24 protein-coding genes and 1 tRNA gene are annotated in these 26,778 nt (G+C 71.9%); 16 read left to right on the top strand and 9 right to left on the bottom strand.

Annotated features, from left to right (window positions below):
* The first annotated feature begins 128 nt into the window (after positions 1-128).
* The 3 genes from IF83_RS0120955 to mscL all read left to right on the top strand — a co-directional run bounded on the left by IF83_RS0120955 (position 129) and on the right by mscL (position 2,411).
* Entirely contained in the window at positions 129-998 is an 870-nt protein-coding gene (locus tag IF83_RS0120955; protein ID WP_030546394.1) for an S-methyl-5'-thioadenosine phosphorylase, read from the top strand.
* 297 nt (positions 999-1,295) lie between these two features.
* Positions 1,296-1,829: a hypothetical protein gene (locus tag IF83_RS33305; RefSeq protein WP_158711083.1), complete on the top strand. Its 534-nt coding sequence runs from the start codon at positions 1,296-1,298 to the stop codon at positions 1,827-1,829.
* A gap of 96 nt (positions 1,830-1,925) precedes the next feature.
* Positions 1,926-2,411, top strand: a complete 486-nt coding sequence (mscL, locus tag IF83_RS0120945; protein WP_030546392.1) for a large conductance mechanosensitive channel protein MscL — start codon at positions 1,926-1,928, stop codon at positions 2,409-2,411.
* Between the two features lie 65 nt (positions 2,412-2,476).
* Here the strand turns inward: mscL and IF83_RS0120940 are convergent, their stop codons facing one another.
* The gene (locus IF83_RS0120940; RefSeq protein WP_030546391.1) at positions 2,477-2,680 is read right to left on the bottom strand and encodes a hypothetical protein; all 204 of its coding nucleotides are present in this window, start codon (positions 2,678-2,680) and stop codon (positions 2,477-2,479) included.
* A 141-nt stretch (positions 2,681-2,821) separates the two neighbouring features.
* Positions 2,822-3,847 (bottom strand): sigma-70 family RNA polymerase sigma factor, encoded by a 1,026-nt coding sequence (locus IF83_RS0120935; RefSeq protein ID WP_030546390.1) that lies wholly within the window; start codon positions 3,845-3,847, stop codon positions 2,822-2,824.
* 163 nt (positions 3,848-4,010) lie between these two features.
* On the opposite strand from IF83_RS0120935, the gene IF83_RS0120930 reads away from it, so the two are divergent.
* Positions 4,011-4,559, top strand: a complete 549-nt coding sequence (locus tag IF83_RS0120930; RefSeq protein WP_030546389.1) for a GNAT family N-acetyltransferase — start codon at positions 4,011-4,013, stop codon at positions 4,557-4,559.
* A 100-nt stretch (positions 4,560-4,659) separates the two neighbouring features.
* Here IF83_RS0120930 and IF83_RS0120925 read toward each other — a convergent pair whose 3' ends face one another.
* Positions 4,660-5,457, bottom strand: coding sequence for a dioxygenase family protein (locus IF83_RS0120925; protein ID WP_030546388.1), 798 nt, complete (start codon positions 5,455-5,457; stop codon positions 4,660-4,662).
* Between the two features lie 218 nt (positions 5,458-5,675).
* Here IF83_RS0120925 and IF83_RS0120920 point away from each other — a divergent pair, with 218 nt between their 5' ends.
* Entirely contained in the window at positions 5,676-6,179 is a 504-nt protein-coding gene (locus IF83_RS0120920; protein ID WP_030546387.1) for a MarR family winged helix-turn-helix transcriptional regulator, read from the top strand.
* Between the two features lie 216 nt (positions 6,180-6,395).
* On the opposite strand, the gene IF83_RS0120915 is transcribed toward IF83_RS0120920, so the two are convergent.
* On the bottom strand, positions 6,396-7,955 hold the full coding sequence (locus IF83_RS0120915; protein ID WP_030546386.1) for an MFS transporter: 1,560 nt from the start codon (positions 7,953-7,955) through the stop codon (positions 6,396-6,398).
* Between the two features lie 440 nt (positions 7,956-8,395).
* Positions 8,396-9,022, bottom strand: a complete 627-nt coding sequence (locus IF83_RS0120910; RefSeq protein ID WP_030546385.1) for a TetR/AcrR family transcriptional regulator — start codon at positions 9,020-9,022, stop codon at positions 8,396-8,398.
* Positions 9,023-9,757: 735 nt separating this feature from the next.
* Between IF83_RS0120910 and IF83_RS34915 the strand changes: the two genes are divergently transcribed.
* Positions 9,758-11,200 carry a M6 family metalloprotease domain-containing protein gene (locus IF83_RS34915; protein WP_244177145.1) on the top strand — a complete coding sequence of 481 codons (1,443 nt, stop codon included), beginning with the start codon at positions 9,758-9,760 and terminating at the stop codon, positions 11,198-11,200.
* Here IF83_RS34915 and IF83_RS30485 read toward each other — a convergent pair.
* The gene (locus tag IF83_RS30485; RefSeq protein ID WP_078843686.1) at positions 11,181-13,856 is read right to left on the bottom strand and encodes an FUSC family protein; all 2,676 of its coding nucleotides are present in this window, start codon (positions 13,854-13,856) and stop codon (positions 11,181-11,183) included. The genes IF83_RS34915 and IF83_RS30485 overlap by 20 nt on opposite strands.
* Before the next feature lie 466 nt (positions 13,857-14,322).
* Here IF83_RS30485 and IF83_RS0120895 point away from each other — a divergent pair, with 466 nt between their 5' ends.
* The 5 genes from IF83_RS0120895 to IF83_RS0120875 all read left to right on the top strand — a co-directional run bounded on the left by IF83_RS0120895 (position 14,323) and on the right by IF83_RS0120875 (position 17,445).
* Entirely contained in the window at positions 14,323-15,234 is a 912-nt protein-coding gene (locus IF83_RS0120895) for a PspA/IM30 family protein (RefSeq protein ID WP_244177144.1), read from the top strand.
* Positions 15,234-15,512, top strand: a complete 279-nt coding sequence (gene pspAA, locus IF83_RS0120890) for a PspA-associated protein PspAA (protein WP_030546377.1) — start codon at positions 15,234-15,236, stop codon at positions 15,510-15,512. The genes IF83_RS0120895 and pspAA overlap by 1 nt, the downstream gene beginning before the upstream one ends.
* Positions 15,513-15,517: 5 nt before the next feature.
* Positions 15,518-16,432, top strand: coding sequence for a zinc metalloprotease HtpX (htpX, locus tag IF83_RS0120885; protein ID WP_030546375.1), 915 nt, complete (start codon positions 15,518-15,520; stop codon positions 16,430-16,432).
* Positions 16,429-17,052 (top strand): PspA-associated protein PspAB, encoded by a 624-nt coding sequence (gene pspAB / locus IF83_RS0120880; protein ID WP_051723050.1) that lies wholly within the window; start codon positions 16,429-16,431, stop codon positions 17,050-17,052. The genes htpX and pspAB overlap by 4 nt, the downstream gene beginning before the upstream one ends.
* Before the next feature lie 320 nt (positions 17,053-17,372).
* Positions 17,373-17,445, top strand: a tRNA-Arg gene (locus IF83_RS0120875).
* A 47-nt stretch (positions 17,446-17,492) separates the two neighbouring features.
* Here the strand turns inward: IF83_RS0120875 and IF83_RS0120870 are convergent.
* The gene (locus IF83_RS0120870) at positions 17,493-19,166 is read right to left on the bottom strand and encodes a site-specific integrase (protein ID WP_030546371.1); all 1,674 of its coding nucleotides are present in this window, start codon (positions 19,164-19,166) and stop codon (positions 17,493-17,495) included.
* Positions 19,163-19,843: a helix-turn-helix domain-containing protein gene (locus tag IF83_RS0120865; protein WP_030546370.1), complete on the bottom strand. Its 681-nt coding sequence runs from the start codon at positions 19,841-19,843 to the stop codon at positions 19,163-19,165. The genes IF83_RS0120870 and IF83_RS0120865 overlap by 4 nt, the downstream gene beginning before the upstream one ends.
* Positions 19,844-19,938: 95 nt before the next feature.
* Here IF83_RS0120865 and IF83_RS0120860 point away from each other — a divergent pair, with 95 nt between their 5' ends.
* From IF83_RS0120860 to IF83_RS0120840, 5 genes are all read left to right on the top strand, one after another.
* Positions 19,939-20,169, top strand: a complete 231-nt coding sequence (locus tag IF83_RS0120860) for a hypothetical protein (protein ID WP_030546367.1) — start codon at positions 19,939-19,941, stop codon at positions 20,167-20,169.
* 227 nt (positions 20,170-20,396) lie between these two features.
* Entirely contained in the window at positions 20,397-21,695 is a 1,299-nt protein-coding gene (locus IF83_RS0120855) for a DUF3631 domain-containing protein (protein WP_030546365.1), read from the top strand.
* Positions 21,696-22,088: 393 nt separating this feature from the next.
* On the top strand, positions 22,089-22,940 hold the full coding sequence (locus tag IF83_RS0120850; RefSeq protein WP_030546363.1) for a DUF2637 domain-containing protein: 852 nt from the start codon (positions 22,089-22,091) through the stop codon (positions 22,938-22,940).
* 344 nt (positions 22,941-23,284) lie between these two features.
* Positions 23,285-23,836 carry a MobC family plasmid mobilization relaxosome protein gene (locus tag IF83_RS0120845; protein ID WP_030546361.1) on the top strand — a complete coding sequence of 184 codons (552 nt, stop codon included), beginning with the start codon at positions 23,285-23,287 and terminating at the stop codon, positions 23,834-23,836.
* A 5-nt stretch (positions 23,837-23,841) separates the two neighbouring features.
* The gene (locus IF83_RS0120840) at positions 23,842-25,566 is read left to right on the top strand and encodes a relaxase/mobilization nuclease domain-containing protein (protein WP_030546359.1); all 1,725 of its coding nucleotides are present in this window, start codon (positions 23,842-23,844) and stop codon (positions 25,564-25,566) included.
* 6 nt (positions 25,567-25,572) lie between these two features.
* On the opposite strand, the gene IF83_RS0120835 is transcribed toward IF83_RS0120840, so the two are convergent.
* Positions 25,573-26,706, bottom strand: coding sequence for a hypothetical protein (locus tag IF83_RS0120835; protein WP_030546357.1), 1,134 nt, complete (start codon positions 26,704-26,706; stop codon positions 25,573-25,575).
* Between the last annotated feature and the right edge of the window lie 72 nt (positions 26,707-26,778).

Here is a 26,778-nt window from a genome sequence, read left to right as displayed (position 1 = left end):
GACGCCCGCTCGGCGTTGGCCTGCCGCCCGCCTGGCACCTGCCGTTTCGCGTTCGCGTGCACGCCGGTCACCGTTCCTTCCCGGAGGACGGCGGACCGGCGTTGCCGTGCGCCCGTAAGGTAACGGGCATGGCGGAGACCAGCAGCACACACGCGAACAGCACGGGCCCTCTGGCGGAGATCGGGGTCATCGGCGGGTCGGGGTTCTACTCCCTCCTCGACGACGTGACCGAGATCACCGTCGACACCCCCTACGGCGCCCCGAGCGACTCCCTGTTCCTCGGCGAGATAGCCGGCCGGAGCGTGGCGTTCCTCCCCCGGCACGGCCGCAAGCACCATCTGCCGCCGCACCGCATCAACTACCGGGCGAACCTCTGGGCCCTGCGCGCGGCCGGTGTCCGCCAGGTGCTCGCACCGTGCGCGGTGGGCGGACTGCGCGAGGAGTACGGCCCCGGCACACTCCTCGTACCGGACCAGGTCGTGGACCGGACGAAGTCCCGGATCCAGACGTACTTCGACGGCGAGCCCCTGCCGGACGGCTCGGTGCCCAACGTCGTGCACGTCACCTTCGCCGACCCCTACTGCCCGGCCGGGCGGCAGGCGGCCCTGGCGGCGGCGCGCGGGCGCCACTGGGAGCCCGTCGACGGCGGGACGCTCGTGGTCGTCGAAGGGCCCCGCTTCTCCACGCGCGCCGAGTCGCGCTGGCACGCGGCGCAGGGCTGGTCCGTGGTCGGCATGACCGGTCACCCGGAGGCCGTACTCGCCCGTGAACTGGGCCTCTGCTACACCTCGATCGCACTGGTCACCGACCTGGACGCGGGCGCCGAGACGGGCGAGGGCGTCTCCCACACGGAGGTCATGAAGGTGTTCGCCGAGAACATCGGGCGGCTTCGGCCGCTGATCTTCGACGCCGTCGAGGCCCTGCCGGAGACCGGTGCGCGGGACTGCCTGTGCACGACGGCGCTGCAGGGCCTGGACACGGGGATCAAGCTGCCCTGACGGGGCGCGGCTGGCGGGGTGCCGGGCGCTTCGCTCCGGGGGGACGGCGCCCGGGTCGGAGTGCCGGACTGGAGCGCCCGGGGCGGAGTACCCGGGCATGAGCCGGGTGCGGGGGCCGGGGCCGGGCGGTCCGGCGTCATCGGCGGGGCTGTGTCTCCGCGACCCATGTGGCCCCTGTGGGTGAGCGAGTTGTCCACAACCCGTCGGTTGTCCACAAGCTCCGGCGGCGTGCGGGAAACGAGGGCATCGTGAGGGCGGAACCGAGATCCGGCCCTCTTCGCCCAGGTGGTGACCCTCATGTCCGAGTACACCGGCACGCCCGAGCACCTCGCCCTGTCCGGCGTTCTTCCGCTGCCCGGTGATCGATCCCTGCCCGATGACCGCCCCCTGTATCGGCGCGCCTCCGCCCCCGGGCAGACCATCGCGCCGCCCGGGGCCGGGGAGCGCAGGTACACCGAACGCACCGGGCCGCTGCCCCCGCGACCGGGGCCGCACCACCGGGCCGGGCCGCCGCTTTCCGGGCGCGGGCAGGAACACGGGGAGGGGCACGGACGGTACGGAAACGGGGGCGGACCGGAGTGGGGCCGCGCCGGACGGGAGTGGAGCGAAGCCGGACGGGGCGGCGCCGGACGGGAGTGGAGCGGCACGGTGCCCGTCGGGCCACCGCAGCCGGTTCCGCCGCCGAGGCATGTGCCGCAATTCGGGCCACTACGGCTCGGTGGCGGCCGCTGGTGGACACGGAGCGACGTACGGCGCGGCTGGCCGGCCGCCATGGCGCTGGCAGCGGTGGCGCTCGCGGTACCCGCCCTCGGCACGCTCGCCGAGCGATGAAGCCCCCGTTGGACAGGGTGTGCCCCCTCCGTCCACCATTGCCGTCGCGTCACTTCGGAACACCGAGTTCCGATCCACCGAAGGGAAAGACGGTCCGTGAACGAGGACAAGCAGAGTGTGTGGGAGGGCTTCAAGGCCTTCCTGATGCGGGGGAACGTCATCGACCTCGCGGTCGCGGTCGTCATCGGCACCGCGTTCACCAACGTGGTCAACTCGGTGGTGAAGGGACTCATCAACCCCGTGGTGGGCGCCTTCGGCACCAAGGATCTGGACCGGTACCGCTCCTGCCTCGACGGTCCCTGCAAGACCGATCAGGCAGGCGAGGTCGTCACGGGCATTCCGATCATGTGGGGGACCGTGCTCAGCGCCACGCTGAGTTTCCTGATCACCGCGACGGTCGTGTACTTCCTCATGGTGCTGCCGATGGCGAGATTCCTCGCCCGCAAAGCGGCCCGGCAGAAGCAGGTGGAGGAGAAGCAGGCCCAGGCGGAGGCCGCCGAGATCGTGCTGCTGCGGGAGATCCGCGACGAGCTGATCGCCCAGCGGGGCGGCTCCGCTTCCCGGGTTCCCAGCCCGAAGTAGCCGGCGTTCACGGGCGCGGCAGCGCGTCCGGAAGGGCGGCTCCGGCGGGGGCGAGGGCGGCGGGCTCAGATGTGGTGCGGCGGCTTCTCGTCCAGGAACCGGGCGAGGTCGGCGGCGCTGTCACCGCTCGCCGGCCGCTCACCCCAGCCGCTGTCGGTGTCGTCGGCGGACGGCTGCGCGAGCGGATCGTCGAAGACGAGGGAGTCGGCCGGATCGCGGCGCGCGGGGCGGGATGCGGGGCCGGGGCCTGGTGCGGCGGGGGTGCTCATTTGTCCAGAGTACGGCTCCGCCGGTCTCCCGTTCTCCGTGCTCTCCGGTGGCGGCGCGCGCAGAGCCCCGGTCGCCGGGGGGCGCCGGGGCTCTGCGCGGTGAGGCGGCGGAGCGGGCCGTTCCCGCCGCCGGGGCGGCCGTCAGGCCGCCGCGTCGAAGCCCGTGTCGCGGGCCATCTTCTTGAGTTCCAGCAGGGCGTGCTTCTCGATCTGCCGGATCCGCTCGCGGGTGAGGCCGTGCTGCTTGCCGACCTCCGTGAGCGTGCGCTCCTTGCCGTCGTCGATGCCGTACCGCATCTTGATGATCGACGCGGTGCGGTCGTCGAGCTTGCCGATGAGGTCGTCCAGCTCCTCACGGCGGAGCATGATCATCACGGACTGCTCGGGCGAGGCGGCGGAGGTGTCCTCCAGCAGGTCGCCGAACTGGGTCTCGCCCTCGTCGTCCACGGACATGTTGAGGCTGACGGGGTCACGGGCCCAGTCGAGCACGTCCGTGATCCGCTCGGTCTTGGCGCCCAGCTCCTTGGCGATCTCGGAGTGGTCCGGCTCGCGGCCGTGCTCGCGGTTGAACTCCCGCTGCACGCGCCGGATGCGTCCCAGCTCCTCGACCAGGTGGACCGGCAGCCGGATGGTCCGGGACTGGTCCGCGATGGAGCGGGTGATGGCCTGACGGATCCACCACGTGGCATACGTGGAGAACTTGAAGCCCTTGGTGTAGTCGAACTTCTCGACCGCGCGCACCAGGCCGGCGTTGCCCTCCTGGATGAGGTCGAGCAGGGGGAGCCCGCTGCGCGGGTAGCGGCGCGCCACGGCGACGACGAGCCGGAGGTTGGAGCGGATGAAGACGTCCTTGGCGCGCTCGCCCTCGGCGGCGATCGCCTCCAGCTCTTCGCGGCTCGCCCCGGCGGCGTTGGCCTCGGGCCGGGCGGCCCCGCTGTCCGCGCCGACGTCTCCGTCGAGGATCTGCCGGGCGTAGACGCCCGCCTCGATGGCCTGGGACAGCTCGACCTCCTTGGCGGCGTCGAGCAGGGGCGTGCGCGCGATCTCGTCGAGGTACATGCCGACCAGGTCGCGATCGGCGATCTCGCCTACGGCGCGAACACTGCTGGCCCGGTCATCCACACCGGAGGCGGTGGGCTGACGACGGGCGACGGCACGGGTTGCCATGCGTGCTCCCTTACGATGAGTAGGTCGCGGTCTGTGGCGGCGGTACACCCAACCGGGTGCCCGTTCCGATGGAAACAACGACTGCAATCCGGACAGAATTCCCATGCCGACCACCGGTTTTCCCGATCATGCAGTACCCTGTCCGGCCACATATGGGGGAACAATGGCGAGTCGGCGTACAGAAGTGCAGGTCAGACCGGGTGGGGAGCAGGACCTCCAGCAGCTGACGGACCTCTACAACCACTATGTGCGTGAGACACCCATCACGTTCGACACCGAGCCCTTCACGGCCGAACAGCGCCGCCCGTGGCTGCTCTCCCACCCACAGGACGGTCCGCACCGCCTTTTGGTTGCCGTGGAGACACCACCCGGGAGCGCCGGGGGCCGGATCCTCGGCTACGCCACCAGCAGCCCGTTCCGCCCGAAGCCGGCCTACGCCACCTCCACCGAGGTGACCGTCTACTGCGCGCCGGACGCCGGCGGCCGGGGCGTCGGAACCCGCCTCTACACCGAGCTCTTCCGCATCCTGGACGGCCAGGACCTCCGCCGCGCCTACGCGGGGGTCGCCCTGCCCAACGCCGCCTCGGTGCGACTGCACGAGCGTTTCGGCTTCGACCGGGTCGGCACGTTCCATGAAGCGGGCCGGAAGTTCGGCCGGTACTGGGACGTCGCGTGGTTCGAGCGGCGGCTCGGGTCCGGGGAGGCGGGGTAGGGACCGGTCCCCGGCCTGCCCGGCCCGTCGGCCCGCGGCCGCACCCCGGCTCGCCGGCGTCCGCCGCGGGTCCCGAGGCTCAGTCCCGGTCCCCGTGGGTTCAGCCGCCGAACTGCACCGAGCGCTTTGCCAGACCCATCCAGAAGCCGTCGATCACGCTCCGCCCGCTGCCGAGGTCCCCGGCGGCCTCGGCCGCCCCGAGGGTGACGAAGAGCGGCGCGAAGTGCTCCGTGCGCGGGTGGGCGAGTTCACCGGCCGGGGAGGCGTGCCGGAAGTCGAGCAGCGCGTCGACGTCGCCGTCGGCCAGCGCCCGCTGCCCCCAGTCGTCGAACTCGGCCGACCAGCCCGGCACCCCGCCGCCCGCATGGCGCAGCGCCGCCAGGTTGTGGGTGAAGAAGCCGCTGCCGACGATCAGCACTCCCTCGTCGCGCAGGGGCGCGAGCTTGCGGCCGATTCGCAGCAGCCGCTCCGGGGCGAGGGTGGGGAGGGAGATCTGGAGGACGGGGATGTCGGCGTCCGGGTACATCTCGGCGAGCGGCACATAGGCCCCGTGGTCGAGGCCCCGGTCGGGTACGTCCTGGACCGGGGTGCCGGCGGTGCGCAGGGTCTTGCGGACGCGTTCGGCCAGCTCCGGGGCGCCGGGGGCGGCGTAGCGGACCCGGTAGTAGTGCTCGGGAAAGCCCCAGAAGTCGTACACGAGGGGCACGGTCCCGGTGGCACCGAGGGCCAGCGGGGCTTCCTCCCAGTGGGCGGAGACCATCAGGATCGCGCGGGGGCGGGGCAGCCCGGCCGCCCAGGCGGCGAGTTCGCCGGGCCAGACGGGGTCGTCGGCCAGGGGCGGAGCGCCGTGGCTGAGGTAGAGGGCGGGCATGCGCTCGTCGGAGGCGGTGGGGGACATGACGACTCCCGGGTTGATGCGGTTGCTGCGGTTACTGCTGCTGGTGCGGCTCGTTCGGCTGGTGCGGCGTGCTTGCTGCGGCGCCGGTGCGGCTTGGGGCGCTCGGCGTGGGCACTGCTTGCCGATTCCCGTCCCCCACAGCCATTGCTTGATGTTTCAAGTTCCACTCCACCGTACGGGCGTTTCATTTAATCTTCAAGCTTCTGTACGGTGGAACCATGACGACGGCCCCCGGCGGCGAGCCCCGCTGGCTCAGCGACGAAGAACAGTGCACCTGGCAGGCGTATCTGCACGCGACGGCCCTGCTGGACGACCATCTCGACCGCCAGTTGCAGCGCGACGCGGGAATGCCGCACGTCTACTACGGCCTGCTGGTCGAGCTCTCCGGGGCGCCGGAGCGGCGCATGCGCATGACCGAACTGGCCCGCAACTCCAAGATCACTCGCTCCCGGCTGTCCCATGCCATAGCGCGGCTGGAGAGCAACGGCTGGGTGCGCCGGGAGAGCTGCCCGTCCGACAAGCGCGGACAGTTCGCCGTCCTCACGGAGCAGGGGAAGGCCGTCCTGGAAGGCGCGGCGCCGGGCCATGTGGCGGCTGTACGGGCCGCGCTGTTCGACCGGCTCAGCCCTCAGCAGGTCGAACAGCTGGGTGAGATCTGCCGGTTGGTGGCCGAAGGGCTCCAGCCCGACCGTGCTGACGCCGATCTCCCCTGGCTTCGCTGAGGGCGCCCGGGCCGCCGGGGGCGTGCCGCAACGGCGGCGGTGAGGCCCGGGCGCCGGCGGGGAAGCGTCATGGGCGCGGCGGCGGAAACGGGCCTGCGCCAAAGGGAAGGACCTCGCTCCCCCCGAAGCGAGGTCCTTCCCGGGATGAGGGTCCGGAGAGGGCCGCGGGTCAGTCCCGGCCGGTACCGCTCCGTACCGCGTCGCGGCTCGCGCCGGTCAGTGGGCGAGCACCGGGACGGTGATCTCGTCGCCCCGCTCCCCCTCCCCCGGCTCCCGGCCGTCCTGCCCGTTGCCGCGCGGGCCGGTGGCCACCGCGGGGCCCTGCCGTCCGGCGTTGACCAGCGTGAACGCGGCCACCGCCGCCAGCACCAGAATGGCCACCGCCCACCAGATCGCCGTCGTGAAGCCGTGCACCATCGCCTGGAGCCGCAGGGCCTCGACGGCCCCGGCGGCGGAACCGGCACCGGCCGCGTGCGAGGTGACGTACGCCGTGGTGGCGCTGGCCGCGATGGTGTTCAGCAGCGCGGTCCCGATGGCGCCGCCGACCTGCTGCGACGTGTTGACCATGGCCGAGGCGACGCCCGAGTCCTGCGGCTGCACCCCGTGCGTGGACAGGCTCATGGCCGGCATGAAGGCCGTGCCCATGCCGAGGCCCATGAGCACCAGTCCGGGCAGGATGACGGTCGCGTACGGGGTCCCGACGTCGATCCGGGTCAGGATCAGCAGGCCGAGCGCGGCGACCAGGAAGCCCGGAGCCATCAGCAGCCGCGGCCGGACCCGGTTCATCAGCCGGGCACCGATCTGCGTGGAACCGGTGATCATGCCCGCGACCATCGGCAGGAACGCCAGGCCGGTGGTGACGGGACTGTAGGCCTTCACGACCTGGAGGTAGTACGTCAGGAAGAGGAACAGCCCGAACATGCCGATGATCGCCAGGCCCAGCGACAGATAGACGCCGCCCCGGTTCCGTTCCGTCACCACGCGCAGCGGCAGCAGCGGGTTGCGCACCCGGGACTCGACTGCGGCGAACGCGATGAGGAGGACGCCCGCCGCGGTGAGCAGGCCGATCGTCGGCCCGGCGCTCCAGCCGTCGGCCTCGGCACGGGTGAATCCGTAGACGAGGGCGACCAGGCCGGAGGTCGCCAGCAGGACCCCGGGCACGTCCAGCCGCGACGGGTTGCGGCCCTCGGCCGGCTCCTTGATGACGAGGAGCGCGCCCGCGGCGGCGACGACCGCGAACGGGATGTTGACGTAGAAGGTCCAGCGCCAGTCGAGGTACTCGGTGAGCAGTCCGCCGAGGATCAGGCCGATGGCTCCGCCACCGCCCGCGATGGCGCCGTAGATACCGAACGCCTTGGCCCGCTCCCGGGCCTCGGTGAAGGTCACCGCCAGCAGCGAGAGCGCGGCCGGGGCGAGCAGCGCGCCGAAGACGCCCTGGAGGGCGCGGGCACCGAGCATCATCGCCGTGTTGACGGCGGCACCGCCGAGCGCCGAGGCGACGGCGAAGCCGACGAGGCCGATGACGAAGGTGCGCCGGCGGCCCCAGAGGTCGGAGACCCGGCCGCCGAAGAGCAGCAGACCGCCGAACGCGAGGGCGTAGGCGGTGATGACCCACTGCCGGTTACCGTCGGAAATGCCCAGGTCGGCCTGGGCGGAGGGCAGGGCGATGTTCACGATGGTCGCGTCGAGCACCACCATGAGCTGGGCGAGCGCGATGAAGACCAGCGCCTTCCAGCGCTGTGGATCGGGTGTCTGCCGCTGTTCGATGTCGGGCATGACGGGTCCCCCCTGTTGGTGCGGATTCCGGTACGGATTTCGGTACGAACGTCGGTGCGAGAGTGTCGGTACGAAGTAGACGAAGTGACGCATGGCGAAGTGACGGTCGGGCGAAGTGGCGAAGCGCCCAGAGGAACTTCGGCCGGCAATACGTGTGGGGGGAGAGGGCCGGGCGTGCACCGGAGTGGTCATGGCGCTCCCCGGGGGGAGCGCACGCTTCCGGGCGTGAACGGCCGCGGGCCCGGCGCCGGGTGGGGACGGCGGGGTCCTTGGGGACGCGGAATCCCTGATCCGCCGGATTCCGCGGGCTGGTCGGCTGTGGAGTGGGCTGGGGTCTGGGTCTCGGGCTGGGTCCGGGTCTCGGCCCCAGGGGTGAGGTCTGGGGCTTGTGCGATGCGGCCTGGTGGTGGTTGGGCCGTTCTCCGGCGCGCCGGGGGGTGTCAGCGTCTCTGCCGGAGGTCCTCCAAGGTCGCGGCGGAGCCGGGGAGTTCGGAACGGGCGGGGCTCTGGAGCCCGTCCAGGAAGAGCTGCAGGTGCCGGTGGACGAAGCTGTCGAAGTCCAGGCAGCCGCTGGAGGGCAGCGGACGGGTGAGCTGCGTGAGAACCACCATGAGATCGCCGATCTCGATGTCGGCCCGCAGCCGCCCGCAGCTCTTGGCGCTCTCCATCAGCGCTTCGACCGCCAGCTCCAGCCGCTCGCGCGCCGCGGACAGTTCCCCGTCCTCCCACGCCTCCCCCGCGAGCAGCGGGCACAGGGCGCCGATCCGCTCGGCGACGGCCGCGTGGACGAAGCGGCTGAGCGCTTCGAAGCCGTCCGCCTCCTCCGCGAGCGCCGCGGCCGCCTCGTCGGCGACCCGGTGGGTGACGTGAAGGGTGACGCGGCGGACCAGCTCGCGCCGGTCGGTGAAGTGCCGGTAGAGCGTCGCGTTGCCGACCTTGGCGCGGCGGGCGACCTCGTCGAGCGGGATGTCCGGCCCGTGCTCAACGAACATCTCCCGGGCCGCCGCGACGATCCGCTCCCTGTTGCGGAGGGCGTCGGCCCGCAGGCGCGGTTCCGTCCTGCTCATCGGCGTGGCGGCGACGGGGTTCACGACGGCACTCCTTCCGGCTTCTGGTTCCTGGCTTGCGGCTTCCGGGCTCCGGCTCTTCCGGCTTCCCGTCCCGGTCTCGTTCTCCTCGGCACTCGTGCTTCGGCGTTCCGCCCGGAACCGGGGAGGTCTTCCCCGGTTCGGCGGAACACTTGTCAAGAACGGGGAGCAGGTCCCCGGTTATTTCGGGTAGCACTGTGATGCCCGTCACTCGTTCGTGAGAGCACCCGGCCGGGAAACCCCGCCGCTCCTCCCGGCCCCCGATCGGAGCACCGTTTCCCCACGTTCGGCCGCTCACCGCGCGCGCCCGTACGGTCATTCGGCGCACGGTGATCACACCAGAGAGCGGCCGGGGCGCAGCACGGCCGCCCCGATCACGAAGGCGGCCGCATGCAGCAGGACGTCCCCCACCCGGGCGGCACCGACGGCACCCGCCCGGACGAGCGCACCCACCGGGGCCACGACACCGGTTCCCGCACCGGCCCGCGCACGGGCCCCGCGCGAGCGCGGGGCGCGCACCCCCTGCGCCGCGTCTCCCGGGCCCCCGCTCCTGAAGCCTCCGCGTGCCCGGGCGCACCCCCGTCCCCGTCTCCGTCCCCGTCTCCGTCCCCGTCTCCGTCCCCGTCTCCGTCCCCGTCTCCGTCCCCGTCTCCGTCCGCCTCGCGGTCCCGGTCGCGGCCCCGGCTGACGACGGCCGCGCTCGCCCTCACGTCCATGTCCATATCCATGGCGGCAGCGCCGACCGCCGTCCCCGTCACCCACCCCGGCCCGGGGGCCCCGTCCCTGGCGCAGACCGGCGCCGCCTGCGTCCCGGGTCGTGCCGAGGGCATACAGATGTCCGAGGGGATCCCCACCCCGCCGGGGCACGCCCCCAGCACCGGCACGCTCCGCGCCCTGACCCTGATGATCGACTTCCCGGACGCCCGGGGCGAGGGCAGCGCCCGCGAACGCTTCGCCGAGTTCTTCCCGGCCACCGCCGACTGGTACGAGACCAGCTCCTACGGCGCCCTCGACTACCGCGCCGAGACGCCCGTCAAGGGCTGGCTGCGGATGCCGCGCCCGTTCTCCTCGTACGGCATCGAACGCGGGGCCGGCTACGAACCGGGGTACCGGAGGCTCATCGACGACCTCGCGAAGGCCGCCGACGACCGGATCGACTTCGGCCTCTACGACCTGATCAACGTGCTGGTCACCCCCAACGCGGGACCGTCCGCCGCGGAGACCGTGCTGTCCGTCAGCTTCACCGGCGTGGCCGACGCCCCGCGGGCCGACGGCGTACCCCTCAACCGCATCTCGTTCATCTACAGCCGCCAGAACGACGGTTCACCGGGCGCCGCGGCCAACGCGTACCGGGTGCTGCCGCACGAGAACGCCCATTCGCTGGGCCTGCCCGACCTCTACACCGACGACGACGGCGGCAACAAGGCCGGCCACTGGGACCTGATGTCCGAGGACTGGGGGCCGGGGAACGACTTCCTCGGCTGGCACAAGCGCAAGCTCGGCTGGCTGGACGACGGCCGGCACGTGGAGTGCGCGGACGGCAGCGGCCGCAGCCACCACACGATCCGGCCGCTCGGGGAGCGGGACACGGGCGGGGACGGGGGCGGGTGGACGGACGTCCACGACGTCTACGAGCAGGCCGCGGCCGACGGGGAGGAGGGCGGAGCGGGCCGGGAGCACGGCGGGAAGGCACGCACCGAACCGGGATCACCGGGCGGGCAGCCGGGGCGGGCCGCACCGCCGGGGCCGGACGCCGTCAAGCAGTCCATGCGGACGGAGCAGACCGAACAGGCCGAGCAGACCGGGCCGGGTAAGCCGGCCAAAGAGACGAAACTCGTGTACGTACCGGTCACCGACAGCACGGGCTACGCGGTCGAGGTCCGTACCCAATCGGGCAACGACGAGGCCGTGTGCAAGCCCGGGGTGCTGGTCTACTGGGTCGACACCCGGGTGGAGACCGGCCGGGGCCCCGTCGAGGTCCGGGACAGCACCCCCGCCAGCGGCGGCTGCGCCCGGCTGCCGAACGTCGCAGCGGAGCTGACCGACGCCCCCTTCGGGGTCGGCGAGCGCTACCGGGACGCGCGGACGGGCGTCGCCGTGGAGGTCACCGGCCGGGATCCGGACGGCACCCACCGGATCACCGTGACGAGGCCCTGACCGCCTGCGTCCCGGCACCCTCCACCCGTACGCCCAGCGGCTCGGCCAGGCCGATGACGATCTCGTCCAGCCGCTGGATGTGCCGGGCCACCCGCGCACCGACCGGTGAACGGGAGGGATGCTCGATGACCGCGATGGTGAGCGTGTCGGAGCCCGGCAGCAGCGCCTCGTCCTGCTGCTCCTCCGGCTCCTCCAGGCTGCGGGTGAGCGTCCGCAGGTTGCGGGAGAGCCGCCCGGCCGCGGCGGCGACGCGGGGGTCGGGCGTGATGCGGCTGTCCCCGGTCAGCTGTTCGGCGACCGCGGCGAGTCCGCGCGCGTGGTACGCGGCGCTGTCCAGCAGCGTGACGACGTAGCGGGCGTTCTGGCTCCGCGAGCGCAGCGGGCTGACGGGGTGGGTCAGCGGCTGGACGGCGGACCGGAGTTCGTCCAGGGCGTCGTCGAGTTCCCGCGCCGCCTCCAGCAGATCGACGGACGGGGCGGACGGGACGGACGGGACGGACGGGACGGACGGGACGGACGGGACGGACGGGGCGGACGGGACGGCCGCGGGCGCACCGGAACCGGAACCGCCCGGCCGCTCACCGCTGAGCCGCCGTACCGCCTCCTGCGTGACGTCGCTCATCCGTTCCAGCACCGTGCGGAGAAGTTCGTCGGTGTGCTCGGCGGTCCGGATCGGCAGCACCAGCAGCGCGGCCGTGAGCCCGCAGACGACGCCGATCGCGGTCTCCTCGACGCGCAGCACGAAGATGTCCCGGCTGTAGGTGTTGAGGAGGGTGAAGAGCAGACCGAGCATCGCCGTCATGAAGAACGACGTCAGGGTGTGCGAGACGGGCGCGAAGTAGAAGGCGGCGAAGACGCAGAAGAGGATCAGCGCGAAGGACACACCGGTGTGGCCGGCCACGAGCCCGGTGAGCCCGGCGCCCGCCACCACGCCGACGGCCGTACCGGCCAGGCGGCGGTAGCCCTTGACGAGGATCTCGCCGGTGGAGGCGGTGCCGAGGAAGACCACCCAGCAGGTCAGCACGGCCCAGTACCAGCGCTGCGGCGACAGCAGTTCACCGCCGACGATGGCCATCGCCGAGCCGACGGTGACCTGGAAGGCCGTGCGGGTGCTCGGCCGCCGCAGTCCGCGTGGTTCCGCGGCCTGCTCGTCGTCCTGCGGGTCGCTCGTCCTCTTCCCGGAGGGGGCGTCGGGGCCGGTCCCGGGCCCGGCGCCCCCTCCGGTCCCGTCCTGCCGGTCGGTGCCGTCGGACGTGCCGCCCCCTTCCGGGTGTTCCTCCTCGCGCCGCCCGTGGCCCCGCGTGTCCCGGGTGTCCTTCGCGCCCCGGGTGCCCCGCGCGCCGTTCGGACCGCTCTCCGTCCGCGCGTCGCTCTCGGCCCGCCGGGACAGCTCCTCGGTCTCCAGTTCCTCGCGGTACTGGCGGGTGCGGGGGCTGTCGTTCTCGTCGTCTCCGTCCGCGGCGCCCAGCGCGACCCGCAGCCCCAGCACGCTGAACGCCAACTCGCCCATGGCGCGCAGCGCTTCCTGGTCGCCGGCCGGGAGCCCGGCGAGGTTCTCGCTCTCGCGGTAGCCGAGCAGCCGGTCCCGTACGTGGGCGAGCCCCACCGGCGTGCGCTTCTGCAGCCAGTCCCGGCCGACGGCCTCGTACAGTTCGCGCAGCCGGACGGTGACCACGGAGGTGTGCGGCGGGCGTTCGGCGTCCAGCAGCACGGCGGCCAGCCGCTCGGCGGTGACCTCCATGCCGGCGATACGACGCTGTACGGCCGCCGCGGTGGAGGCGTCGGGGGTGCTGTCCTCCAGCCGGTCCTGGATCATCAGCGCGCCCTCGTGCAGGCGTACGATCCGCTGCCGCAGGCGCCGCTCGGCGCGCTCCCGGGCGGCGCGTTCGGGCCCGCTGCCGGCCGGCTCCATGGCCGGCTCCATGGCCGGCTCCGCGGCCGGCCCGCCCCGCTCGGCCGCTTCCGCCGTTTCAGTTGCCCGCGCCGCATCCGCCGCCCGCACCGCATCCGCCGCCTCGGCCAGGGCGGCCATGGCGCCGACCGCCTGCCGCAGCCGGGTGCGGAACGAGCCCATGAGCAGGTCGAGTGTCTGTTCGGGTGTCACGCGCAGCAACCCGAACCGTACGAGCGCCCCGCAGCCGAAGGCCACCAGCAGCGCCAGCCCCACCTGCGCCAGCAGCCCCGTCTCCACCTGCACGAACTGCGCGATGAAGAACATCTGGAAGGCGATCATCCCGAGCGCCTTGCCGCGCAGCCCGAACCTCCGTACGTACACGGCGCCGAAGATGACCAGGACGAAGACGGCGTCGGCGGCGACCCGGTGCGGCGCCAGGGCCGTACCGGCGGCGACCGTCGCGCCGGCGACCGGCAGCCCGAGCGCGAGCGTCACAGCCTGGTCGCGGAGGCGCGTCTCGCTCACCGCGAAGGTCGAGATCAGCGCCGCCATGGCCCCGGTCACCTGGATCCGCAACGGAAGGCCCAGCAGCGCCAGCACCGCCAGGGTCAGCCCGACGGACAGCACGGTGCGGAGTGCGGCCGTGAGGCGCAGCAGTCCGGGGTCGGAGGCCGGCAGGGGGAGCCGCACGCGCCGCGACGGCCTGCGGCGCGCGTCCCGGCGGGGTATGGGCCCGCGACCATCGGCAGCTGAGGAGATCATGCTGCACGCTCCCCTACCCGGGGCGGCCGCTACCAGTCCTCCGCCTGCTGCCCGACCTGCCCGTTCCCCGCCCCGCCCCGCGGCAGGGGGCGACGCGGCCACGGCTTTCGGATCACGCCTCGTGAGCCCGGCCCCGGCCCCGGCCCATGGATCACGCCTCGTAGCCCCGGCTCCCGGCTCCCGGCTCCCGGCTCCCGGCTCCCGGCTCCCGGCTCCCGGCTCCCCAAGCAGGTACCACCCGGCCCTGTCGCGCGCCGTCCCTCCGGAGGAAGCCTGGGAGGGTGGCGACGTCCGGCCGCACCGGAGCTCCCGCACCGCAGCCCTCGCACCCATGGCCTCCGCAGCGCGAGGCCCGCACCACGACTCCCGCGCACGACCGGCCCCGCCACCGCCCGTCTGGTTTTCACCGGCACGACCCGGACACTCGGACATCCGGATCGCTCATACGGAGAGGAGGGCGACCGCCGTGCCCAGCATCGCCCAACGCGTCGCCGGACTGTTCCAGGTGAAGGCGAACAAGGCTCTGGACCGGGCCGAGGATCCCCGCGAGACCCTGGACTACTCCTACCAGCAGCAGCTCGAACTGCTCCAGAAGGTGCGCCGCGGCCTGGCCGAGGTGGCGTCCGCCCGCAAGCGCGTCGAGCAACAGGCGCAGCGGCTGCGGCAGTCGTCGGAGAGCCTGCGGGACCAGGCGGAACAGGCGCTCGCCGCCGGGCGCGAGGATCTCGCCCGCGAGGCTCTCGACCGCCGCACGGCCGCCGACGCGCGGATCATGGAACTGCGGGACGAGCACGCGTCGCTGCTGGCTCAGGAGGAGAAGCTCGCCCAGGCCGCGCGGCGTCTCCAGGCGAAGACCGAGACCTTCCGCACCAGCAAGGAGACGATCAAGGCCCGTTACACGGCCGCGGAGGCCCAGACCCGTATCAGCGAGACGGTCACCGGCATCGGCGAGGAGATGGGCGACGTCGGCCTGGCCGTGGAGCGCGCCCGGGACAAGACCGAGCAGTTGCAGGCACGCTCCGGCGCCCTGGACGAGCTGATGGCGTCCGGAGCGCTGGAGGACGCCACGCTGCCGGCCGGCCGCGACGACCTGCGGGCCGAGCTCGACGCCGTGACGGCGGAGGGGGACGTGGAGACCGAGCTGGCCCGGATGAAGGCGCAGCTCGCCTCGTCCCCGGGCCGGGCGGCGGTCGAGGGCGGCGGCCCGGCGGAGGCCGGGGACCGCACCGGAGACCGGGCGGCACCGGAGGACAGGCACGTCCATGACGCCGGGGAAGTCGGGCAAGCCGGAGAGGCCGCGGCAGCCGGGGAAGCGGGGCGGGAAGCCGGCGCGGCCCGGAAGAACCCGCGCCCGCCGGACCACCGGGAGGGGACATGATGATCGCGCGCATTCTCGGCGACGGCCAGTACGAGATCGCCGAGGAGCATCTCGACCGCCTCAACCGGCTCGACGCGGCGCTCCAGTCGGCCGTGCGGACGGACGACGCGCAAGCGTTTGCCGCCGCGCTGTCGGCTCTGGTGGGGACGGTGCGCGAGCTCGGCACCCGGCTGCCGGACGAGATGATCACCGTCTCGGACCTGGTCCTGCCCGACGAGGACACGAGCCTGCGCCAGGTGCGGGACCTGCTCACCGACGAGGGCCTGATCCCGGGGTGATGACGATGCGCAGCCGTTTCGAGCCCGACCGCGGGCTGACCGCCCGTATGGGGCTCACGATGTTCCTGCTCGGGCTGGTGTACGTGGCGTTCGTCGCCGCGCTGATCGTGCTGCTGGAATCACTGGTCCTGGTGATCGTCATCGCGGCAGGGCTGCTGGGCGCCCAGTACTGGTTCTCGGACCGGATCGCCCTCTACGCGATGCGCGGCCATCTCGTCACCCCGGAACAGCAGCCGCAGTTGCACGGGGCCGTGGACCGGCTGTGCGCCACCGCGGACATGCCGAAGCCACGGGTCGCCGTCTCCGACATGGACCTGCCCAACGCTTTCGCAACCGGCCGGAACGCCGATCACGCCGTCGTCTGCGTCACCACCGGGCTGCTGCGGCGCCTGGAGACGGAGGAACTGGAAGGCGTCCTCGCGCACGAGCTGTCCCATGTCGCGCACCGGGACGTGGCGGTGATCACCGTCGCCTCGTTCCTGGGAGTGCTGGCCGGGCTCGTCGTCCGGTTCGCCTTCTACTCGCAGCTGTTCGGCGGGCGGCGCGACCAGAACACGGCGGCCGTGCTGGCGATGGTCATGGCGGTCTCCGCGCTCGTCTACGCCCTCAGCTTCCTGCTGATCCGGGCCCTGTCCCGGTACCGCGAACTCGCCGCCGACCGCGCCGCGGCCATGCTCACCGGCAAGCCGTCCGCCCTGGCCTCGGCGCTGACGAAGGTGAGCGGTGACGTGGCCCGCATCCCCACCCGGGACCTGCGCACCGCCCAGGCGTTCAACGCGTTCTTCTTCACGCCGGCACTGCGACCGGGTACGGCGGTGGCCGCGATGTTCTCCACCCACCCGACCCTGGAACGCCGACTGGAGGCGCTGGCGGAGATCGCCGCACGACTGGGCGGCGGCGGGGGTGGCGAACGGCGATGAGAGCACGTCGAGAGGCCAAGGGACGGGGCCGGGGCGGCACACCGGGCTTCTGGAACGCGCTGCTCGGCCGGAGCAAACCCGTCCGCCCCGACCTCGACCAGCTCTTCGGCCTCCCCTCGGCGGCGATCACTCTCCAGGCGGCCGCCGGCTTCACCCCGACCGGGGCGGGCTCGGTGTGCTTCGCCACCATCGAGGGCGGCGCGTTCAACCAGGTCCGCCAGGAGGTCCAGGCCCTCTTGGACGCGGACTCCGAACGCGGCGGCGTACCCGTGGAGTTGATCCGTGACGCCTTCGGCTACTCCTGGCTGCTGTCCCACCGCGCTCCGGAGGAACTCCCCGCCCTGGTGAACGATCTGCACGCGGTGAACACTGCCCTGCAGGACAGCGGCTTCGGCCCCCAACTCCTCTGCTCGCTCGTCACCTTCCACGACACCGACCAGCGCGCGCTCGCGCTGGTGTACCTCTACAAGCGCGGCACCTTCTACCCCTTCGCGCCCCTCCCCGGCGAGAAGCGGGACAACCCACTGGAGCTCCAGATCAAGGCGGCCATCAAGGACGACCTCCGCATCGAGGAAGACCTGGGCCGCTGGTTCCCCCTGTGGGGCGCCCCGGGCCTGTGACAAGACCACGGCCTCCCCTTACCGCCGCGGAGACGGAAACGGAAACGGAACGACGCCAAGGACGGACCGGACGGCAACGGGTCCAGGACGGACGGCAGCGGCACCCGGCGAACGGCTCCAGCCGGAGCCCACCACGGCGAACCGGCCGGGAAGGCACCAGGGAACAAGAACCCCACGGCTGCCCGGCGAGCCGGTGCCCACACGGCGAGCATTCGGACCGCAGTCGATCAACGACCTCAGCAACCCGATGGCCTCCGGATCTCCACCCGCTACACTGACCGCGGCGGCGAAGCCCTCACCGGGCCCGCGGCCACAGCCCCGCCTCCGTAGCTCAGGGGATAGAGCACCGCTCTCCTAAAGCGGGTGTCGCAGGTTCGAATCCTGCCGGGGGCACAACGCGTTATCGCTCTGACCTGGGGTTTCTCCCCCAGGGAGGGGTTCTACTCGGCCTCGGACTCCTCGTCCGGGGCCGTTTGCGTGAGCGGTGCGTGAGCGGACGGAGAGTTGATCTCCGGAATTTCTCCCGACGGATCAGCATCATCCGGCACGGACTCCGGGCCGGGATGCTCCGCGTCGTCGGGCTCGGGCTCCGCTTCGGGGGCGGTGTTCTCGGAGGTGGCGCGGGCGCGCGGGACGAGTCGGGCTGCGGCTTCGGCGATCGCCAGGTCCGCTTCGGGGAGCAGGCTCGTGTACGTGTCGGCCGTGATGGTGATCGAGGAGTGGCCGAGCATCTCCTGGATGTCCTTCAGGTCGGCCCCGGCCGCGTGGGCGAGGGTCGCGGCACCGTGGCGGAGGTCGTGAAGCCGGACCGGCGGGAGACCGATCTCCTCGTACAGCTCGATGAACCGCCGTGTCACGTTGGCGGGGTGGAGCAGCTCGCCGTTCTCCTTGGTGAACAAGCGGCCGGTCTCCACCCAGGCGTTCTCCCACTCCTTACGGTCCTTGTCCTGCTGGACGCGATGCCGCTTGAGGGCCTGGACCGTGTCGGAGTCGAGCGCGATGGTGCGCGCGCCGGCGTCGGTCTTGGGGTCGTCCTCGTACACCTCCCAGCCGTCCACGACGAGTTGCTTGGCGACGGTGATGAGCCCGGCGTCCAGGTTGGTGTCGGTCCACTTCTGCCCGCACGCCTCGCCCCGCCGCAGCCCGCGGAACGCGATCAGGTGGAACAGGGCGTACAGGCGGTCCTGCGCGACGTGGTCGAGGAAGAGGCCGGTGTGCTCCGGCGTCCAGACCATCACTGACGACGGCTTCTCGCCGGTGCGCTTCCAGTGCAGGATGCGTTCCTCGGTCCACACGAGGGCCTTGGGCCGCTTGCCCGCCTCCAACTCAACGTGGGCCGCCGGGTTGAAGGTGATGAGCTGCTGGGCGATCGCAGCGTTCAGCGCGGCCCGCAGGGTGGAGCGGACACGCTGCCGCGTGGCCGGGCCCACGATGCGGCGGTAGGGCTCCATCTCGGCGATGGCTGCCTTCATCGCCTTGCGGCGGGCACGGTGCTCGCGCCCCTTCCAGGGAATCTGGGCGAGGTCTTCGAACGCCTTACGGCGGGCTGCGTTGCCCTCCGCGATCTCGACGTTGGCCTCGGCGATGGCCTCGAACATCTCCGAAAGGTGGGTGACCCGTAGGCGGTCGAGCCGCAGGTGCCCGATCCGCGGTTTCAGGTGCACCCGGATGTTGCTCTCGTCGCGGCTGATGGCGCTCTGCCGCCCCTTCTTGCCCGCCAGCCACATCTCCAGCCACTCGCCGACCGTGAGTCGGCTCGTCAGGTCCAGGCCGTGGCTGAGGCGCCTGCGGGTCGCCTCGATGTTCGGCAGAGGGGCCTTCTCGTCTGCCACCTTCTCCAGCAACTCGGCTATCTGGGCCATGCCCTCGGCGTCATCGGTGTCGGCGAGGCCGACGAGCGCGCGTATGTGGTCGAGGTCGGCCTGGGCGGCCTTGAGGGAGTCGTAGCCGGCGCGGCTGAAGGAGCGGCGGGTGCCGTCTTCGCGGGGCGGGAGTTCCTGGCGTATGGAGTACGAGCCGTGCTTGCGGCTGGTGAGCTTGGGGCATTTCTTGCCGAGCGGTTTACCGGTGTGTGGGTCGCGGCAGTAGCAGCGGCGGTGGGTGGAACCCTTCAAAGATCGTTCTCCTCATCGGTGTTGTCGACGTGCGGGTCGACGTCGGCGAGTTCTGGTGGCAGGTGAGGTGGTGTGCCGCCGTCTTCGCGGATGAAGGCGCGGGCGCTGCGGAGCCGGTATTTGGCTTCCAACGCCCTTTCGGCGTAGTTGGCTTGGGCGAGTACGGCTTCCTCGCGTTCGGCCTGGTTGGGTGCTGTCTCGGCTTTCCAGCGCTCGTGTTTCTCGCCCTTCAGAGCGGCCAGGGCGGCGCGCTGGTGGCGGATGTGGGCGCGGAAGTTGCGGAGCATGTCGTCTTCCATGCCGAAGTCCTCGCTGTCGCCGGTGAACCAGCGCATGGCATCCCAGGCCGGTTCGGAGTGCTGAAGGGGAAGGCGCTGGACTCTGTCGACGTAGCCGACGGGGTAGAGCAGGCAGATCGGGTAGGTCCGCAGGGCTTCGGCGAGGACGAGGACCTCGACCAGGGGCAGGCTGGCGCGGCGGCCGGACTCCATGTTGGCGATCACGTTGCGCGGGATTGGATAGCCGATTTCCTCGCAGCGGTCGGCCAGGTCCTGGGCGCTCATGCGCAGCTCCTTCCTTCGTCTGCGGACCTCGGCGGCCACCGTGGCCATCACCTGATCCACCCACTCCGGGACGTCGTCCTCGTCATCTCTAGGATCGAACCCGCGTTGTGTCATGAAGACACATTAGCTTCCCGATGATGGTTAGTGGTCGCCTGGAGTCGGACGTGATGCCGCGTTCGCCGAGGGCTCACTCATGGACGGAGTACTGCATGCGCAACAACGACACCGCCGAGCACCCCAAGGGCATGACGCGAGAAGAGCTGCTGGCCCTGCCCGCCGCCGTTGACCTGGACACCGGCAACCGGGCGCTGGGGCTGGGCCGGAGCAAGGGCTACGAGCTGGCCAAGCGCGGCCAGTATCCGTGCAAGGTCCTGCGGCTGGGCAAGGCGTACCGCGTCGTGACCGCCGACCTGTTGAACCTGCTCCGCCTGGCCGCATGACCGCCCGAGCCCATAGCAGACGCTTCTGCGCTGAGCTGACACAGAAACGCTGGACTGTGTCGGGGCGTGGACGTACTGTCCGTGTTCCCTCGCCCCGGCCAACGAAGCGAGAAAGCCCCCGGCGCGCCAACGCCGGAGGCTCCGCACACTCCAATGCCCGCATTCCAACGAACGACCTGCGTGAGTCGGGCCTGCATGCCCGACGTCACCGGATAAGGAGCTGCCCTGTGCAACCTACGACACCCGAGCCCTATTCCGCACCCGGCAAATCCGCACCCGGCAATGCGGCATGGCCGACGGTCGCGGTGCCCGGCCGGCCCGGCCACGCGCCCGAAGCCGCCCCGGCGGCCGGTGAGCGGGCGCCGGATACGGTTCCGCTGGATCAGCCCGCCGGGGAGGCGGTGCCGGACCCAGAGCCGACGTACGGCTCGGAGCTGCTGAACGAACTGCGTGCCCAGGTAGCCCAGTTCGTGATCCTGCCTTCCCAGCAGGCGCTGGACGCGGTCACGCTGTGGGTGACGGCGACGCACCTGCAGCCCGCGTGGCAGCACGCCCCGCGCCTGGCGGTGGTCGGGCCGGCGAAGCGGTGCGGCAAGTCACGGCTGCTGGACGTGCTGACCGAGACGGTCCACGAGCCGATGCTCACCATCAACACCACACCGGCGGCGGTCTTCCGCTCCATCACCGACGAGCCGCCCACGCTCCTGGTGGACGAGGCGGACACCATCTTCGGCACGCCGAAGCAGGCGGAGAAGAACGAGGAGATGCGCGGCCTGCTCAACGCCGGCCACCAGCGCAACCGGTACGTCACCCGCGTCGTCGGCAACGACCACACGCCCCACCGGTTCGCCACCTTCGCCATGGCCGCGCTCGCGGGGATCGGCGACCTGCCCGATACGATCATGGACCGGTCGGTGGTGATCCGGATGCGTCGCCGGGCCGAGGGCGAGAGCGTCAAGCCCTTCCGCTCCCGCCGCGACACCCCAGCCCTTCACGACCTGCGCGACCGCATCGCCGCATGGGCCCGCCCGCTGCTCGATGAGGCAGCCGACCTGGAGCCAGAGATGCCGGTGGAGGACCGGGCCGCCGACACCTGGGAGCCCTTGGTGCTCGTCGCCGACCTCGCCGCCGGAGCCTGGCCCCGCCTCGCCCGCGCGGCGTGCGCGCAGATGGTCACCGACGAGGCGCAGGCCGAGGAGGACCATCCCAGCTCAGCGCGGATCCTGGCCGACATCCGCCGAGTCTTCGTCGCCCAGCGCGAGGTCGACAGCCTCTGCACGGACGAGCTCCTCCACCACCTGCGCCAGGACCCGGAAAGTCCCTGGGCGGAGTGGGGGCGCAGCGGGCTGAGCCCGCGTGATCTGGCCGGGATGCTGGGCGGCTTCGGCATCAAGTCCGGCAACGTCCGCCTCGCCGACGGAACCCAGCGCAAGGGCTACACGCGCAACAAGTTCCTCGATGCGTGGCGCCGCTACTGCCCGACCGTCCACCCGGTCGACGCCGAGCCTGCCCGCAGCGAGGGCTGAGACCCCGCCCCGCCCCCGGTTGCCGTCCTTGCCGTCCCTGCCGTAACCCCGCAGGTCAAACGGCATACGGGCAGGACGGCAGCCGGGGCCAAGACGGCAACACGAGCATGACCGCCGTGCTACCCAAAGGGACGTTGCCCGCATCCGTCTTGTGCCGTCCCGGGCGTCCCCGCCGTATCACCGCAGGTCACAGCACATGCGGCCGGGACGGCAAGACGGATCCGATCCGTCCACGGCCACCTGGCCGCAGCACCCGCCGCCCGTGCGTGCCCCAGGACGCGCCGGCGCCGCCAAGACGGAACACCGACCCCTCTGCCGTACCGGCCCTGACCTGCGCTTGCAACGGCCAAGACGGCAAAGACGGACCACGCCACCACCCCAGGAGAACCCCGCTTGACCACCCACTCCGCACCCACCCGCCAGGACCCTCGCCCTGGCGAAGGAAGGCCGATAACGAGCAAGCAGGCTGCCGAGCGGTACGCGCTCATCGCGGCGGGAGTTGTCATCGTGGCGCTCACCGCCGGCGGGTTCTGGCTCTCGTACGCGCATCTCGCAGAGGTCGCCGGACAGCACGGCCTCAAGAGCTCCCCAGTCCGCCAGTGGGCCTGGCCTGCGACCCTGGACGCCTTCATCGTCGCGGGCGAACTCCTCATGCTCCGCGCGGGTCTGCGCCGCGTCACCGACGGCTGGGCGATCGCCCTCACCGCCACCGGATCGGTCGGCTCCATCGCACTCAACGTGGCCGGGGTCAGCGGCACGGGCAACGCCGGCATCGTGCCCCTGCTCGACTATGTGGTCGCCGCGGTTCCCCCGACCGCCGCGCTGCTGGCCTTCGGCGTCCTGATGCGGCAGATCCACCAATTGGTCGACCAACCTGCCGACCACTTGGACGCCGCGCCCTTCCAGTCGCCGAAACCACCGGTCACCGGGACCGCTGAGCCATCGACGGAGCCCGTACGGCCCACTGAGCCTCCGGCCGCTGGTTCCGTCCAGCCGACGGAACCACCGCCCGAGGTTTCGGAGAGCAAGCCGCGCGGTGGTCGTCCGCCCAAGGCCACGCTCGCGGAGCTCGTGGCGATCGGCCGGATCGCCCTCGCTGAGCACGGCACACTCAGCCGCTCCCTTCTCCGGAAGGCCGTCAAGGACAGGGATCTGACGATCGGCAGTCAGCGGCAGACCGAGGTGATGGAGATCCTCCGGCCCGAAATCGAAGCCGCCGCCAAGACCGCTCCGGACAGCGACTGACCGGAAACCCAGCCAGGTGACCGGAACCCCTTCCGGTCACCCCGGCCAGCCGACCACCGCACCGCTCACCGCCCGCTTATCCACACCTGTGCATGCCGCGCCGACCACCAGCACTCCACCAGCCCTTCCCCGCCGACCCGCCTGCCCCCGCCCCTTCCGGAGAGCCCCCCGTGACGCACAACCCGCACCGCCCCGACCACACTCCCGACGAGCCGCTGCCGCTGACGAAATCCCCTACGCTGATGGGGCGTTTGCGCCGCGCGTTCGGACGGGCTGCCCCTGGCGGAGCCAGTAGTACCCCGAGTCCGACTCAAGGCCGGGCTTCAGGGGTCTCCGCCCCGAGGGTGGCGGAGACAGCCCAGCGCCAGGGGGCGCCGGACCAGGGGGTCGGAGCCGAGGGCGGCTCCGACTCGGACACGCTTCACTCCGTCCAGCGAGCCGTCCTCCTCCCCGCAAACACCACAGCCATCGCCACCGACGAGCCTGCCGTGCAGAGCGTGCAGCCCACGATCCGCCGCTTCACCGGCACCAAACGCAACGACCGTGTCGGCCCGCTGCGCTTCACCGGCGACCAGCGAGCCCGTCTCCAGCAGGCCGCTGCCGAGCACGGCTACAAAGGCGACTCCGGCTTTGCCGCCGACATCGTCCTCGCCTTCATCACCGGACGGTTCACCGCCAACCTGCCCCTGTCCGAGGACCGCCGCCGCACCCACACCTTCCGCGCTCAGGTCCTGCGCCAGCTCAACCGGATCGGCGTCAACGTCAACCAGATCGCCCGCGCCCTCAACAGCGACCACACCCCACCCGACATACGTCAACGCCTTACCGAACTCCACCACCTGCTGGAGCTGATCGCCGAAGCCCTCCGCCAGCCCGCCGACCCGGAGGAGGTCTGACCAGCGTGATCGCCGCCATCAAGCCCGCCGGGACCAACACCCGTGGCCTGCTCGCCTACCTCTACGGCCGCGGAACCCACGACGAGCACTTCGACCCGCACATCGTGGCCGGCTTCGCCATGCTCGGCATGCCCGACCCCGGCCGCCACGAGAACGCCACCCTGACCGAACTCGCCCGCCACCTCGACGAGCCCGTGCGGCTGCGCAACAGCGAGTTCGGCAAGGAGGTCACCGACCATGTCTGGCACTGCCCGGTCCGCGCCGCCCCCGAAGACCGCTACCTCTCCGACGCCGAGTGGAGCGAGATCGCCCAGCGCATCGTCCAGGCCGCCGGCATCGCCCCGGCCGGTGACGACCTGGCCTGCCGCTGGATCGCCGTACGCCACGCAGACGACCACATCCACATCCTCGCCACCACCGTCCGCGAAGACGGACGCCGCCCGGGGCTCCACGACAGCGGCCTCCGCGTCGGCGACGCATGCCGCGAGATCGAGAAGGACTACGGGCTGCGCCGCCTGAAGAAGGGGGACCGCACCGGCGCCCGCCGCCCCACCCAGGCCGAGATGCACAAGGCCGAACGCCTCGGCTGGGAGCAGACCAGCCCCGAGTGGCTCCAGGACCGCATCCGCGCCTCCATCCCCCACGTGACAGGCGCCGAGGAATTCATCGCCTACCTCGAAGCCAGCGGCGTCGAGGTCCAGGCCCGGCGCGGCCCGTCAGGCGACCTCCTCGGCTACGCCGCTGGTCGACCCGGCGACGTCAACGAGGCCGGCGAGCAGATCTACCACCCGGGAAGCAAGATCTCCCCCGACCTCTCCCTGCCCAAAATCACCGCCCGCCTCGAATCCAGCCGGCCCGAAGAACACCCCACCGCCCGCCGCAACCACCCCAGCACCCCCTGGCACCAAGCCACCGACGCCCTCGACGCCCTCCACACCGACCTCACCGACCTCACCGACGACACACACGCCCAAGCCCACATCACCGCCCTCGGTGAACTCCTTGAAGCCACCGCCCAGAAGGCACCCGCCCATCTGCACGCCGAACTCCAGGCCGCCTCAAAGGCGTTCGCACGCGCCCAGCGGTCCCAAATTCGGGCGGAAGACCGTGCCGCCCACGCCCTGCGCAGCGCGGCACGCGACATCGTCCACACCGCCACCGGCCCCGGCGGCAGCGCCTTGGCCGCCCTGATCGCAGCCCTCGTCTGGGCCACCATCGTCGCCGGGCGCTGGCACGAAGCGAAGAACCACGCCCACCAGGCCGACGCCGCCCGCCAGGCCGTCCACCACCTCCAGACAGCCGCCGACCGCGCCCTCGCCCCGACGCTCGCCGAACTCACAGCCCGGCCACCCAGGGATCAAGCCCGCCGCGTTCTGGCCAGCGACGTACGGGCAGCCGTCCCCGAGCATGCCGAGCGCATCCTCGCCGACCCGGCCTGGCCCGCGCTCGCCACCGTCCTCGCCGACGCCGAAGCCCGCGGCCACCAACCCCACCAGCTCCTCAAGGATGCCGCTGCCCAGCGCGAGCTGACCACCGCCCGCCAACCCGCCCGCGTGCTCATCACCCGCATCCAGCACACCGGCCGAGACGCAGCACCCAACCGCCGAGCCGAAGCTGCCCGCCTGCAGTCGACCATGGCAGGCTCGATCCCCACTCAGCAGACCGGAAACGGTCGGCTCCCCTCGGTGCCTCCATCGCCTGCCAAACAGCAGCACCGACAGCGCCGATAAACACGGTCAGAACCGCAGGGGTTGCGTTCCTCCGGGATTGGAGGAACATGCGAGGCTTTCCCGGATCACGCTATCGCTGGCGCGCAGAGCCGCCGTCAGTTCTCCTCGCAGCTCGTCCGGGAGGATCCCGGCGCCGAGGGCGCAGGCGCGTACCAGCGCGCGACAGTCCTGCACTTGCCGGTCCGTGGCGATCTCGGTGAACAGAGGATGAGCCAAGTTCTCGCGGGCCGCGTAGCCGTCTTCGGCGTCCGTCGTCCTGCGGTGGAGGTCCTCGACGATGCGGTGCGCGGCGAGCGCCTCGGCGGAGCCGATCGCGTCGAGGACCGTTAGTCCGAGCCGGGTGTCGAAGACGGTCATCCCGGGTTCGGTCTTCCGTCCGAGGTAGGCCGTCACCAGGTCCGCCAGGTGGCCGTCGATCGGCTGCCCGGCGTCGCGGCGGCTTAGAACGGTCAGGCATGCCGTGACGGCTTGCTCCCACGGATCGCCGGGCATCGTGTCGGCAAGGAGGTCAGCTGCCCACGCGGTGTCACCCGCAGCGAGGGCGGCGAGCACGGCGACCTGCCGACCGTCGAGCATCCGCTTTCCGATGCCATGGTGGGCTTCGATGTGCGTCAGCGCCTCGGCCCATCGCTCCTCGGTGGTGAGGGTGCGCGTGCCGTCTGCGAGGAGGACACGCCACAGCCATGCGCGAACCTCCTGGCGGTCTTCCCCGGTCGCAGTCAGGTCCGCAGGTACGTTGATGCCCTCGAACCGGACGGTTGTTCCGGCCTCAACGGCCTTGTACAGGTCGAGCAGTCGCTGACGCCCCTCATCTGCGCGGCCGGCGCGGATCTGGAGGCGGGCCAGGTTGACGACCGGTTCCAGTCCTCGGATCGCGCTCATGCCGGGGAGGGGGCAGGCGTGGAGGTAGGCGGCGGCGTGCTGGTGGCACATCTCGCGGGCGAGGTCGGGGAGGTCGAGGTCGGAGGCGATGAGCGCGGCCTGGTTGTAGACGGCCGATGCGAGCCCCTGGTCGGTCTGTTCCACCGCAGTGTCGGCCAGATCGACGAGTGCCCTTACGCGTGCAGGCAGGGGCAGGCAGGCGGGGCGGAATCGTGCGACGAGCGGGAAGCGCTGGGCTATGGGGCCGTGCGGGTCCATGGATCCCCCGGGGTCGAGAGTGAGGACTGCTGAAACGACGGTGCCCGCCAGCCGTGTGCCGACGGGCGCCGT

Source organism: Streptomyces albus subsp. albus, from assembly GCF_000719865.1.
Classification (GTDB): Bacteria; Actinomycetota; Actinomycetes; order Streptomycetales; family Streptomycetaceae; genus Streptomyces; species Streptomyces albus_E.
Note: the sequence above shows the minus strand (reverse complement) of the source record. Positions and strands in the feature narration are given on the sequence as shown.

What these genes read in the sequence shown, in the direction of transcription:
- IF83_RS0120955 (WP_030546394.1), top strand. Translation starts at nt 129, where the DNA reads ATGGCGGAGACCAGCAGCACACACGCGAACAGCACGGGCCCTCTGGCG.
- IF83_RS33305 (WP_158711083.1), top strand. Translation starts at nt 1,296, where the DNA reads ATGTCCGAGTACACCGGCACGCCCGAGCACCTCGCCCTGTCCGGCGTT.
- IF83_RS0120940 (WP_030546391.1), bottom strand. Translation starts at nt 2,680, where the DNA reads ATGAGCACCCCCGCCGCACCAGGCCCCGGCCCCGCATCCCGCCCCGCG.
- IF83_RS0120935 (WP_030546390.1), bottom strand. Translation starts at nt 3,847, where the DNA reads ATGGCAACCCGTGCCGTCGCCCGTCGTCAGCCCACCGCCTCCGGTGTG.
- IF83_RS0120930 (WP_030546389.1), top strand. Translation starts at nt 4,011, where the DNA reads ATGGCGAGTCGGCGTACAGAAGTGCAGGTCAGACCGGGTGGGGAGCAG.
- IF83_RS0120925 (WP_030546388.1), bottom strand. Translation starts at nt 5,457, where the DNA reads ATGTCCCCCACCGCCTCCGACGAGCGCATGCCCGCCCTCTACCTCAGC.
- IF83_RS0120920 (WP_030546387.1), top strand. Translation starts at nt 5,676, where the DNA reads ATGACGACGGCCCCCGGCGGCGAGCCCCGCTGGCTCAGCGACGAAGAA.
- IF83_RS0120915 (WP_030546386.1), bottom strand. Translation starts at nt 7,955, where the DNA reads ATGCCCGACATCGAACAGCGGCAGACACCCGATCCACAGCGCTGGAAG.
- IF83_RS0120910 (WP_030546385.1), bottom strand. Translation starts at nt 9,022, where the DNA reads ATGAGCAGGACGGAACCGCGCCTGCGGGCCGACGCCCTCCGCAACAGG.
- IF83_RS34915 (WP_244177145.1), top strand. Translation starts at nt 9,758, where the DNA reads ATGTCCATATCCATGGCGGCAGCGCCGACCGCCGTCCCCGTCACCCAC.
- IF83_RS30485 (WP_078843686.1), bottom strand. Translation starts at nt 13,856, where the DNA reads ATGATCTCCTCAGCTGCCGATGGTCGCGGGCCCATACCCCGCCGGGAC.
- pspAA (WP_030546377.1), top strand. Translation starts at nt 15,234, where the DNA reads ATGATCGCGCGCATTCTCGGCGACGGCCAGTACGAGATCGCCGAGGAG.
- htpX (WP_030546375.1), top strand. Translation starts at nt 15,518, where the DNA reads ATGCGCAGCCGTTTCGAGCCCGACCGCGGGCTGACCGCCCGTATGGGG.
- pspAB (WP_051723050.1), top strand. Translation starts at nt 16,429, where the DNA reads ATGAGAGCACGTCGAGAGGCCAAGGGACGGGGCCGGGGCGGCACACCG.
- IF83_RS0120865 (WP_030546370.1), bottom strand. Translation starts at nt 19,843, where the DNA reads ATGACACAACGCGGGTTCGATCCTAGAGATGACGAGGACGACGTCCCG.
- IF83_RS0120860 (WP_030546367.1), top strand. Translation starts at nt 19,939, where the DNA reads ATGCGCAACAACGACACCGCCGAGCACCCCAAGGGCATGACGCGAGAA.
- IF83_RS0120835 (WP_030546357.1), bottom strand. Translation starts at nt 26,706, where the DNA reads ATGGACCCGCACGGCCCCATAGCCCAGCGCTTCCCGCTCGTCGCACGA.